Annotated in this window: 7 protein-coding genes; 3 read left to right on the top strand and 4 right to left on the bottom strand. The window is 43.3% G+C overall.

Annotated features, from left to right (window positions below):
• Positions 1-53: 53 nt before the first annotated feature.
• The 3 genes from IP485_RS06505 (at position 54) to IP485_RS06495 (ending at position 2,778) form a co-directional block, all read left to right on the top strand.
• On the top strand, positions 54-596 hold the full coding sequence (locus IP485_RS06505) for a peroxiredoxin-like family protein (RefSeq protein ID WP_194364191.1): 543 nt from the start codon (positions 54-56) through the stop codon (positions 594-596).
• Positions 597-941: 345 nt separating this feature from the next.
• The gene (locus tag IP485_RS06500; RefSeq protein WP_198326547.1) at positions 942-1,904 is read left to right on the top strand and encodes an acyltransferase; all 963 of its coding nucleotides are present in this window, start codon (positions 942-944) and stop codon (positions 1,902-1,904) included.
• A gap of 115 nt (positions 1,905-2,019) precedes the next feature.
• A complete protein-coding gene (locus IP485_RS06495; protein ID WP_198326546.1) occupies positions 2,020-2,778 on the top strand; it encodes a hypothetical protein in 759 nt (252 codons plus the stop codon).
• 142 nt (positions 2,779-2,920) lie between these two features.
• Here the strand turns inward: IP485_RS06495 and IP485_RS06490 are convergent, their stop codons facing one another.
• The 4 genes from IP485_RS06490 to IP485_RS06475 all read right to left on the bottom strand — a co-directional run bounded on the left by IP485_RS06490 (position 2,921) and on the right by IP485_RS06475 (position 13,205).
• Positions 2,921-4,090, bottom strand: coding sequence for an HlyD family efflux transporter periplasmic adaptor subunit (locus IP485_RS06490; protein ID WP_194364188.1), 1,170 nt, complete (start codon positions 4,088-4,090; stop codon positions 2,921-2,923).
• A gap of 2 nt (positions 4,091-4,092) precedes the next feature.
• Positions 4,093-6,420, bottom strand: coding sequence for a type I secretion system permease/ATPase (locus IP485_RS06485; RefSeq protein ID WP_194364187.1), 2,328 nt, complete (start codon positions 6,418-6,420; stop codon positions 4,093-4,095).
• Positions 6,421-6,494: 74 nt separating this feature from the next.
• A complete protein-coding gene (locus IP485_RS06480) occupies positions 6,495-8,039 on the bottom strand; it encodes a TolC family protein (RefSeq protein WP_198326545.1) in 1,545 nt (514 codons plus the stop codon).
• A 246-nt stretch (positions 8,040-8,285) separates the two neighbouring features.
• A complete protein-coding gene (locus tag IP485_RS06475) occupies positions 8,286-13,205 on the bottom strand; it encodes a CapA family protein (protein WP_198326544.1) in 4,920 nt (1,639 codons plus the stop codon).
• Positions 13,206-13,324 lie beyond the last annotated feature (119 nt).

Raw genomic sequence — 13,324 nt, 5'->3', positions numbered from 1 at the left:
TGTTAAGGTATGAATGTAAAAATGACAAAAACACCACTAAAAAGGATAATATTATGTCAAACGATTATGCACAAAAAATTCAAGCTGGCGCTACTTTCCCTGAAATGGAAGTGCAAGTGCTGAACGGAGAAATGACTCAGTTAGGTCAGCCTAAAAATGGTCATGATTGGAAACTGGTCGTGGTCTATCGCGGCAAGCATTGCCCAATTTGCACCAAATATCTGAATACGTTAGAGACTGTTCTGCCTTCATTTTATGACAACGGTGTTGACGTGATTGCCGTATCTGGTGACAGCAAAGAGCAACTAGAAGGCCATTTGAATGATTTAGACATCAGCTTCCCTATTGCTTATGGTCTCACTGTCGAGCAAATGAACACGCTAGGTCTATATGTCTCTGATCCACGCTCAGAAAAAGAGACAGATCATCCATTTGCAGAGCCTGCTGTCTTTGTCATCAATGGTGATGGTAAGATTCAAATCGTTGATATCTCAAATGCGCCTTTTGCAAGACCTGACCTTGAAGCATTGGCAAACGGCTTGGTTTTTGTTAGAAAGCCAGAAAACAACTACCCAATTCGCGGTATGCATCAATAAGTACTATTAGCTTGATAGCTAAATGGTCAGACATAGCACCTTGTTATCTTTGACTGTTTGGCTAATGCACAAATAAGTGAATAAAAAATGATAAGGGCGTATTGAGGAGAATTCTCAGTACGCCCTTATTTTTGCCTGTTTTTTCGCTATTCTTTTCTTATCTAGGGCTTATCACTGGACAACCTATCTATTTTATTCTAGATGGACTATAAGATATCTATTATCTAAGACAATCTGTTGTGTATTATTTGTTGTCAACAGTCGTACACTGAGATTTATTTCTGCTAAAATCATACCGTGATATTCTCAACACCTCATCAGAAGTATGAGCAAAAAGGATTTAATATGCGATTGAAATCGATCGTTCAAAAACTACATGAACGTGCGCCTATATTGGGCAAAGCTGCCTCGCTTACCACCGCTACTAGCGTTATCACCTTTAACAGCATGCTGGCTGGACTGCCTATCTGGGTGATGGGTACAACCAAAGCCATCACTGGTGCGGCCATTGCGGATAAAGCGGTCATCGATGTGACCAATTACTGGATCAATAGCAATAATGCGCTGATCGATAACGTATTGCCAAAAAAAGACTGGCGCATCAGTTTGCCTGACGATGTGCATATAAATGGTAAGTATTTACTGATGAGTAACCATCAGTCATGGGTCGATACCAGCATCGTGCAATATATCAGCGAAAAACGTTTGCCATTGACGCGGTTTTTTACCAAGTTTGAGCTCATCTATATTCCAGTCATTGGTCAAGCTTTTTACTTTCTTGATTTTCCAATGATGCGCAGACATTCTAAAGAAGCTGTTGCCAAAAATCCTGCATTAAAGGGCAAGGATATCGAAGAGGCAAAGCGTGCCTGTGCACTGCTAAAAGACAAACCTTTCACGCTATTGAATTATTTAGAGGGCACACGCTTCACTCCTTCTAAAAGCAAACAACAGAACTCACCTTATACCCACTTACTCAAGCCGCGCGCGGGCGGATTGTCACTTGCTATCAGTGCATTGGGCGAAGAGATTGATGGTATTTTGGACATGACGATTGTCTATCCTGATGGCGTGCCTACTTATAGTGACCTGTGGAAAGGCAATATCAAACGTCTGGGCGTCGATGTGCGACATATCGAGATACCTCCAGCGCTATTTACGGCTATTAAAGAAGGTGGCTACGAAGCAGACGAGAGCATAAAAGCGCAGATGTTTGAATGGGTCGAACAGATATGGCAGCAAAAGGATCAACTTATCACGGACATGCTTGCCGAATTTGAAACCACAGATGCAGCCAAAAGCGCCTAGCAGATACTGATGGCCATCTACTTTATTGTTTGATAACCTTATAATATGCTGCTTGTCTGTCTCTCTGTGGGTTAAATAATGACAAGCCCTAGCTTAAACAAGGTGACGCCATACAATGATAAAGTTCCGTGAAAAATGGTTTTGGGCACTATGTCTGGCTGTATTGGTACATGTAGCTGTTTTTTTTATTTTTTATATGAACATGAATAAGACAGACTCGTCAGACGTTGCTAGTAGCAGTATAAATAAAGACGAACCCTTGGCTATTAACAGTCAAGACTCGTCTGTTCCAGATAAAATCTATACTACAACGCTTAAAAGTACGGAAGCATCTGACAGTAAAGACTCTGACAGTACAGGCTCTGACAGTGGTGATACTGCTGTCAATGCTGCTGATCGTACAGGTACTGACACATCCAGCCGTACCGAACTGACGAGCAGTAACAAAGAAACATCTGCTAACACGTCAAGCAGTATTGAAGATAACGCTCAAAAACCAGCATCTACTGCTAAAAAAACTGCTCAAGAAAATGATGTCCCTACTCAAAAAAGTGCACGTCAAAACAACAAGCTTCTAGAAAACCAATTGAATGAAAACACTCAATCTATAGTGACAAACTCTAATGAAACCCTAGAGACGTTCAGAAATAATGCAGGACTATTGGATATCGACGTTCCCACACGCCAAAGTAATGTCAAACTGGATAAAGACTATTTGTCTGCAAAATCTGAAGTAGAGGAAATCAACAATCAATTAAGCTCAGCCATCAATGAAGTCAAAAAACGCAATCAGCAAAAAATTGATAACAGGCAAGCGTTACGAGATGAGACAATCATTCAAAATAATCAAAACTCGATAGAAAGTTCTGAATGAAAATCTCAGTTTCAAATATAGGATTATCATTCAGTTTATATACGATGCTAGCCTATATAACACAAAAGCCCCAGTCAATGACTGGGGCTTTTGTTATCTGTTCAGCGTTTATAGATTCAGCAATTAAGCACTTATCCTTAGACTATCGCTCACCCAGACCCTCTGATAAGGTCTTAGTAATCGGCTTAGTCAGGTAAGACAGTACAGTTCGCTCCATCGCTTTGATATCCACTGATGCCGTCATACCAGGCTTGATGACGATTTCATCACCGCGACCTTTAAATTCGGCACCATTAATCACGATCAGCACACGATAGTAAGGCTCTTCTCCCTTAGGCGTTTGCTCCATCAATGTGTCTGGACTGATATAGTTGACCGTGCCCCTCATCGCCCCAAAAATAGAATAGTCATAGGCATCAAGCTTGACCGTCGCATCTTGCCCTTCTCTAACATAAGCAATGTCAGCAGGGCTGACCTTGGCATCGATAACCAAATCACTACTGGTCGGTAAAATCTGCATAATGACCTCACCTGGCTTGACCACACCGCCGATAGTAGTGACATTGATATTCTTAATTTTCCCATCTGTGGGCGACATCAAACGCTTTTCTTCTAAAACTTGCGCGCGGTCTCGTAACTGTTCAAGCTCAGTATCTAATTCCTCCTGAGCTTTGGTCATCTCAGCCTGTGCTTCTTCAAAGTACTTGTTGCGCTTGTTATTAATCTGCGCTTCGATATCAGCAACTTGGCGGCTCAGCTTTATGACATCAGCCTGACTGACATCGCCATACTTGAGTAATGGCTCATTCATGCTCAGCTCTTGTCGAGCCAGTACTAGCATTTTTTCAAGAGAAGACACCTCTTCATTGATGGCCTGACGGCGTCGATTGTAGAGCGCTCTTTGGTTTTGTACATATTCAGGATATTGCTGTACCCCTTTAGGAAACACCAATGGTTTTTCGAAAATTTCAGCATTTAATCTCGCCAATTTCGCGGTCAACGCCGCTGTTTTAGACGCTGAATTATCGACAGCAGCTTTGGCACGTTCTTCTTCTAAGACAACTAATAGCTGCCCCGCTTTGACCTCTTGGCCTTCTGAGACCGCAAGCTTGGTCAATACGCCGCCCTCTGATGCTTGAATCTCTTGCGTGCGAGCGCTGGCAATGACGGTTGCTTGTGCGCGAGTGACTTGATCAATTTTGGCAAATGATGCCCAAACAATCAAAGCAATGATACCAATCAAAGCGATCCAAATACTCAATCTTGAACGATCAACTTTGGGCTTGGTGGGTGTGTACTTATACTCTGACATGCCTACTTCCCTTGATCGTCTGTTGGTTTTTTAGCACTGATGGGTTTTACACTGATGCTTTGCACTCTAGATCTAGTAGGCGTTGAGTCATCAGCACCCTCTTTTGTCGATTGTTTGGTCTTATCAACGATTTTGTCTTTTTGCTGTATGGTCGTCTTGTTTTTTACTTGATCATTTTTTCGGAGTTCGTCGAGTACCGCCTGTTTTGGGCCATCGATAATAATACGCTGATTGTCCATGATAATAAGACGGTCAACCAAATCCAGTAATGCGGTTTTGTGGGTAGACACGATGAATGTCTGCCCCTTCGTCAACTCCTGACGCAGCACTTGTAGGCAGCGCTGCTCTTGGCGATTGTCCATAGAAGCGGTGGGCTCATCTAATAAAAACACATCAGGTTTGGTCAATAGTAATCGGGTGAATGCCACCAGTTGTTTTTGTCCACCGGATAGCCCTTTACCACCTTCACTGATTGGTAAATCAAGACCACTTGAGTGGCTAGACACTAAGTTAATCAGCCCCGTTCTATTCAGCGTGTCTTGTAGGATATCATCGTCTGGCGCTGCCATACCAATCAATAGGTTCTCACGCAGGGTTCCTTGAAACAATCGATGGTCTTGCTGCAAATATCCCAAACGTTCGCTCAGCGTATCACGGCTGATTTGATGGATATCCAACCCATCCAATAACACTCGACCTTCTGTAGGCGCATACAGACCTGCTAGGACTTTGAGCAATGTAGACTTGCCTGAGCCAATCGGCCCAAGTATCGCTATACGCTCCCCTGGTTTGATCACCAGTTTCGGCACATTGATGGCTGGTCGATCATTGCCTTGGTAGTTGAATGTCATGCCGTCACACTGATAGGCACCTTTAATATGTGTGGGCGACAACGGGTAGGCAACGCCTTGATTGTCCTGCTCTAGGGCAAATAAACTCTCGATATTTGATTTGGCCGCCTTAGCATGAGCATATTGCACCAACAGACCTGGTATGGCCATCACTGGTGCGAGCACCCTACCACCAAGTATCGAGCAGGCAATCAATCCACCCATGGTCATATCGCCTTGCATCACGACAAACGACCCCACGATCACGATACCGACATAACTAGTTTGCTGTAGCATCTGCGTAAAATACGTCAGATTGTCGTTGGCATGCTTCATGTCCAGATCATTTTTGATCGTGACATCCATCACATTGAGCCAACGCGACAAAAACTTCCAACTGCCCGCGCCTGCTTTTATGGTTTCAACCCCTTCCACAGCCTCGACGAGCAAGCCTGTTTTGTAATAAGAAGCCTTAGCACCTTCTGCTGCAATCGCATCAATACGTTTGCGTGCGATCAGTCCCATCGTGATAGCGATGACCGCAGCAATCACCGGTACGACTGCGACTAAAGGAGAGCCGATAAAAGCGATCAAACTGATGAAAATAATAGTCATGGGCAAATCGACCAATCCGAACAATGTACTGGCCGTAAAAAAGCTGCGTACTTGCTCATAACCGCGCAACTGCGCTGCCATTGAACCCACTGACCCTGGCATCTGATCGATACGGACTTTGAGTAAACGTTGAAATACTTCTCGAGACAGATACTGATCGAGCCCGACGACCACTTTATCCATGATGCGCGATCGTGAGAATTTCATGAACGCTTCGAATATAATGACCAAGAACACGCCACTTGCCAAAATAATAAGTGTGTATTCGCTACGTGTCGGTATCACACGGTCATAAACCTGCATTGAGAATAGCGACACAGCCAGCGCTAGCATATTGATCAAAAATGTTGCAATAACTGCTTCAACAAGGATGCCTTTATAGTTGCCTAAATCAGACTTGAGCAAATCAGAGAATGAGGCTTTTCGCTGCTTAACATGGTCGTCTTGTAGACGAATACGTAATACCAATGACAGCTCATCGACACGCGTATGCACTTGCTTATCTGCTTGTCTAAAATTCCAGATTTTTTGCGGGGTTTGGCTGTCGATCACGCCCCAACCGATATCTGAGCGATAAGCCAATAACGGCAGAAATGCGGCATCAGGCTGCTCTAATATTTCAGGCGTGTCTGTGATACCAATACCTTTGAGTACTGCAATGACACCGCCCAATTCATGAATGCTTTGGCCTTGTCTATCCGATAGCTCACTGTGGCGCTTAACAACATCATGAAGCCGTATATTATCGACAGGATAACCTTGCTGCCCAAGCAAATGTTTAATAGCATCTGTCAGCGTCTCGGTAAAATTCGGCTCACTTGACTGTGGCAATGCGTCATGATGACTCACAGGCTGAGAGGATGTCGTTTGTAAAGGTGCACTCATATGAATCACTTATTTGATATTTGAGATAATTGCGTATTCAAGATACTGTAGACGATCTTATATGGCATTTTTATTTAATTGTTTTCACTATCGCCTTGGTCGGTTATCGGTGTAATACTATAGTCGTCATTTAACATGAGGTATTCGCCATTATTCAAACTTTGCTCTGCCGTCTCAGGTAAGTTAATCTCAACATACTCTTCTGCTGTGTTTTTACCATAGCCAAAGTTTTCACTAGCCGCAGCCGCGCGTTTGTCTTGCTTCTGCAACCATTCTTTGACAGAGGCTGTCGGGCTAAATAAGGTTACAGGCTTACGATTATGAGAGAACTGTTGCCACGGCATCAGACCAAAATCTACTTGTAACCTATAAAAAGCACCGAGTATCTCCGCACGAGTCTGTACCAGTTGCACTTGATAATCATTATGCTCACGCACCGCATTGAGTACCTCAAGCCATGACTTACGTCCTGCAATGAACTGTCTGCGATAGGAATTTACCACAATCTGTGCCCCTGCAACCGCAGCCACCAGCGAGGTCTCTCGATCCTTGGCGCTCACAAATTGCTGGTACTGTACTTGAATTTCCTCTATGACATTACGGCGAGCTGCTTCTTGAGACTGTATCAAGCTATTGACTTCTGCTTGTGAGGCACGGGCGAGCGCAAAGTTAGAAAACCCTGCCCCTGGTGCATAGCTTAGCCCCAATGAAAACTGACCATCGTTTTCTTTATTTTCGTGATAGTAAGCATGTTCATACTGAGCATAGACGGTCGGGTATCGAGACGCTTGCTGCGATTCGACACCTTGTTTAGCAGATTCGATTTGAAAGTGCTCTTTTACGACAGTAGGATTATAAAACCCCACCCGATCGAACGCCATTTTCTCAAAATCAACCGCTTGTCTCTTGGCCTCATTCACCAATACTTTGATGTTTGGCACACTTGTTGAGCTCAATTGAGACAAGGGTTGACCGATGATTTGCTCAAGCCTAGCAGCGGCAATTCGTTGCTGCTCGACTGCCGCCTGATAAGACGTTTGCTCTTGTAAGATGCGATTGGTCACCAGATCTAGCTCAATACGAGCGGACACGCCTTGACCCACGCGGCGCTGCATCATGGCCTCAAAATCATCAAGCTCTTTTAAATTATCGATATGCACTTGTTGCTTGTTGACAGCTTGAATGTAGCTTTGCCAAGCCTCAATCGTCGTTTTGGCCACGAGGTTTTGTTGCTCATAAACATACTCTACTGCAGCTTTGTCATCAAATATGGCTTGATTGACATCTGCGGTGAGCTTCCCCCCTGTCCATAACGGCTGACGAATGGTCACCTCTGAGACAAAATCATTGTCTCGATCGTAACCTGAGCTCACGCTTGGCGTCGGTAAAAGATTCAATTTGGCGGCATTGATTCCTTCCGTGGTCGCTTGTTGGCTCGCTCTGGCCGATCCGACTAAAGGGTGCATTTGAACCGCTTGAGCAACCAGACTATTGATCTGCAAATCTTGTACTGCCGCTTGCGCTGTCATAGTAAAGCACATACCAGCCACCATAATCGCGATATGATGACGCACTGATAGGCTACAAAATAGCTGCTTTTTATTTAACAATTTTTTCATATGAAGTTTCAGTGGTTGGCCTCGTGAAGGTGCTTTTAACGAGATGTTTAGTGTTTATGCAACAAACCTTACTAAATTTGACTTGATAAGGCAACGAGAGCATGAATAAAACATAGAAAAATATTGACTCTGATACTATTACGATTATCGTGATAATGAAATCATACGCCATATCAAGGGTATCAATATCCAAGGCGCCAACATCAAAGATACCAGCAATATCGTCTGACAAAATCTTCTCTGATATCAGCCTTGTAATAATGGAGATAACCCCACAAAGTCACTACCAGTTCGCGAGCCTTTGATCAAAATAACATCATTCGGTTGCCATAAACTTTTTATATACATAGCCAAATCAGCAACGTTGTCAAAATGTTCGCCTAGCATGTCTTTAGGTAGTACCTCGCGTAGATACTTCATTTCTTCACCATGGGTAATAACGAGGTCAGGTTTACTCTCTAGTATAGGCACTGACAAGCTTTGGTGCATCTCTTTGGTTTTTTCACCCAAATCAACCAAGCGTCCCAATACAAAGATAAAGCGTTTATCTGACTTTCTTTGTGCACCAAACAATGACAGCGCGTTGACCATAGACTCGTATAGAGCATTCCAATTGTCATCAATAATAGTCACATTACCGCCAGTTACTGCAACCTCGTGGGTTAACAGCCGTCCTTCGATAGATTGGTATTGACCAATATTCTGACAAGCCTTGTCCAAGTCTTCACCCAGCGCATACATCACTGCAAACGCTGCGATGGCACTTTTTGCCATACCTGCTGTTGGCATTGGTATAGAGAATGAATAACTTCCGCGATTGGTATCAAGCGCCACCTGACTGCCAAAGTAGGTGCTTTCTATGTTTTTTACACGTATGTCACTATCTATATGGTCGCCATATATAAGGACGCTTTTAGCGTGCTTACGGGCATAGCCTAGCACCTGATCAAAGTGTGGTAAATGAGCCCCAACAACCGCAATAGCATCACCAGCCAGACCATCAAACACCATACATTTAAAACGTACTGCCCGCTCTAATGTTTTGACCATCTCAATTTGTGAGATACCAATTTCTGTTATGAGCGCCACGTTAGGACGCAAGAAACGCGTGATGGGTCCTCGGTTCATCCATAAGGCGCTTTGGGCCACCTCTATGACAGCTGCATCATGATTTGGTGATAAGCTTGCTAGCATGCCAAGCACACCCACACGAGAGTTATAGTTCGCTAATGAGGTCAACACATGCTGGTCATCACCCATCATGGTTCGTATCATATGGCAAGTACTAGACTTACCGACTGTACCTGTGACTGCTACAATCGGTTTGGCGAATCGAGTACGAGCAGCAATGCCTATTTCCATCCAAGCTTTTATTGGGTCATCTACCTGCAAGATAGGAAAATCAGGATGCAAATTTTTTACAGGATGATCAACAATAGCACCTGCCAAACTGTCTTGAAGCTTTAACAGAAAATCATGTCTATCAAATGGTTTCGGTTTTTTTATGCTGTTTTCATGAGCGGCTCGGTTGTCATTATTGTTAGCAACAAACATGACTTTACCAGAGGCCAGACCTACATGACTCCAACCAGCGACGAGAGAATCCACATACCAATCAGCAGGCGGTGCAACCAGCCATTTTCCACGCGTAATTAACGCCAGTTGTTCTGCATTCCACGTACCGTTGGTATGATTGTCATAGACTTTATCAGTAAAAGCTTGACGGTAATGCATGTGTTTGGCTAGCTGATCAGAATACTTGACCTTATCAGCCGACAATACAAAATGAAATGGCAATGCCACAAAGGCATGCTGCTTTTTATTGTCTACAATACCCACTTCCAACTGTAGAACACCATCCTCCCATGCGGTCAGAAAAGGTGGACGTAATCCATAAAAGTCGCGATATACCTTATCAGTACGCCAGTGTGAGGTTGGGATGAGCCAATCACAAGGATCGTGATCAGACCCAACACCCCACGCACGCATTTTTTCAGTGGCAAAGGTAGGTTTTGCCCTAAAATGTATTCGAATATCCTCTGATAACACTTCAGTGGTTTGCCAAAAACTCTCTATCCCTAACATGCGGCGGCGGTTAAAAAATCTTGGGCTGGCCCTTACACCTACCAATTGTAATGCACCAAAATGAATCGGCTCAATGCGAGCATCTGCCGGTACCTCATCAAAGACTAAAGCGCTACGCTCTTGTGCTGACCACTGAGCATAATTGATACGCGGCTTTTTCAAAGGAGGGATGTTCGCTTTTGGGTTGATAGAGGCGGTGCTTCTTTCTTTTTTTAAGCTTGGCTCAATCACCAACGACAAGCTACCATCTTCATGCAATGACGCCTGACTACCCATTGCCGCACACATAGAAGCAAAGTCACGACTGATAGCCACGGCTTGTTCACCCGTTGCAGGTTGCGTTTGACCGTATCCTACGTGTACAGGATAAAACCGAATACGCTCAATGCCGCTTAGGCCAATCTCTAGCTGAAAAACACCGCCAGCTTTAGGTGTAGAAACCATAGCATCAAAAAGCAGGTCACCCGCATCATGTATGATCGGCTTAGACTTATAAATCTCTATTCCTTGTAACTGGTGGGCAGACGCACCTAATACAGCATCGGCGCCTGCGTCTATTAATCGATGCCCAATTTCTATTTCATCTAAATCAGGTCGATCCACTCGATTGGCACCCCAGTGGATCGCAACCAAAATCAAGTCTGATTGCTCTTTGGCTAATTTAAACAAAGGCGTGTAAGTGTCTGTCCATAGCGAATGATCTTTAGGATCAATATACGCTGCACCCGCAGTCTCTTCAGTCGCTGCAAAATAAGAAATGGTGGCATCTACCGAAAAGACGGCCACACGAATACCATTGGGTAGTTGATGGTACAATGGGGCGAAAGCGGTTTCTTTATTTTTGCCAGTACCAATGGAGTCAATGCCTGCTACTGCCAATATCTCTTGCTGCTGTAACAGTGCTACTGCCCGGTAGTCACCGCTATGATTGTTTGCGCAAGCCACTGCATTTATGCCAGCCGTACGCAGTATCTCGACCATTTCGGGACGCGCACGATAATAGTAATGACCACCCCTGCCTTTCGCTCTGCCTTGATTACCCAGTACCGAAATCACGCACTCTAAGTTCACAATGGTAAAATCTGACTCTTTTAAGGCGGCTATATCCAATACATTGTCTATACCATAACGCTTGGTTAAAAAATGCTGTCTTCGCCCTAAATTTACATCACCGCCCCATGCTATCGTAGATTTATTTGACTTTTTTTCTATTACTGGGACAAGCGGTTGCTCAGTGACACGATTTATGGTCGATAGAATATTGGGATAAGTATTATTATCAAGCAGCTTTTGATATGCCACTAGCCCTGATAAATAATGCTCTACATCATCAATTCGTACTCTAAATGAGTGATGACGGATAAAAAACCCATGCAAAATGGTTTGTGGCGCTTTAAAAAACATCGCCATTTCTGGAAAGAAAAAACCATTCATCAAATGATTGGCACGCGCATGTAGCGCTTCATAAAACCCTTCAACATCAAAACCTGCTAACACATCTTGAAATTCAGGATGCTCATTTAGTTTCAAAAGCATTTTGTGAAACGCCATAGACAGCTCAAGCAAGGTCGGAAACGTAGTAATACGAGTTTTGATAAAATCGGTATAGCCTCTAATATTATCAACTGCAAACTGAAAGTACTTTTTTTCAGGTTTGTAAATAATCAGCTCGTTTGAGCAGTATGATAACCAGTGATCGTGCGCTTGATGATGTTTGGCAGCAATGAAATAATCAAAAGCGCGAGTGACACAATTAATCCAGCGTTCATCTTTAGTCAGTCCATATAGACGCATTAATGCAAATGCCGCCTCCCCATCATAATAGATGATGCGGTTTTTGGCTTTGAGTGATAAATCCTTACTATGCAATACATGGACGAAGCTACCATCCTCTTTTTGCATCGCGATAATACCTAACGCTAACTTGGTTGCTAGCTCATGATATTTGCCTGCAAAAGGCGTATCCTCAAATACTTGCAGATATTTGACCAGTGTCAGTATCGCAACCGCATTGGCACCCAGCTTAATCTCTCCACCAGTATCAACCACATATGCTTTGTCATCATAAATTTGAATAAGCTCATCAATCAAATAGCCCATCGCATTGTCAGTATTGTTCCGCATATCAGTCAAAGCAGTTGTCGTATCATCGTTACGGGCGGTATAAAAACCACGACAGGCCTCATAGCCCTCTATCAACGCATAAGTACTACTGGCATGACGTAAGCTATTATAAGTATCTATCGTTCGACCAAAACAAGGGAAATAGCCATATACATATTTGCCTGATGGCGTGACCTGCCTAGCAAGGTAATGCGTGGCCTGCTCAATAATAGGTTGGGTGCTGCTTACCGACAGGGGTCGTAATTTACGATGGCCCTTATGACGAGGTTTGGTTTCGAGAGTGTGGTACTCACCTGTCTCTATATTTATAAATACACCAGCGGTATTAAAGCTAACAATAGGCAGATCATCGTGAAAGTTGGGAATTTGGCTGCTGCCATGACGCGCCTTCAGATACACGTTCAAGTTGTTAGCGTTGACCCCTGCATGAGAGACGGTATTGCCCATATAAAGGCAAGCATTGGCATTCAATTCCATTTCAGTTAATAATAACCACGGCTCACGTACACCTTCAAATGCGATGCCGGAGCGATAATAATTACGCTTAAATCGTTTTAAGCTTTGCTGAAAATCCGACCAAGTGGTAAATGAGGCTTGATTGATCCACTCAAGCCTTAGCCATATAATGGGGGCATCAAATTTTGTGGACAGCTTGTCTAACTTTTCTATAACGATGGGCAATATTCGTCCAAAGTCAGAGAAGCTATTAGTGTTATGTATTTCATTCAATAACATTGAATTATCAACGATAAAAGAGACGGTTTTGGCTTTTTTGTGACCATCAGATACCGACAATATAAAAGTATTGGCCAAAGTATCTAGCGCTAGGCAATTTGAACCGTTCTCCTTTTCTTGACTCAATTTTGTGAAATGTGACTGCGTCCAGTTATCATAAATAGCTGGTAATTTTTTTTCTAAAAAATTAACCAAAAAATTTGAGTTTATATGTTCGTCCATGTTTTATTGTCCTATAGCATCTTGCGCTTTGTCATATTTTAATTATAAACATACAGCACTTATATTAAGACTATATTCTTCAATTTTATTCACTATATCTCAAAAAAATCAGATAGACA

Origin of the sequence: Psychrobacter sp. NG27 (genome assembly GCF_016106655.1) — a bacterium.
Lineage (GTDB): Bacteria > Pseudomonadota > Gammaproteobacteria > Pseudomonadales > Moraxellaceae > Psychrobacter.
Note: the sequence above shows the minus strand (reverse complement) of the source record. Positions and strands in the feature narration are given on the sequence as shown.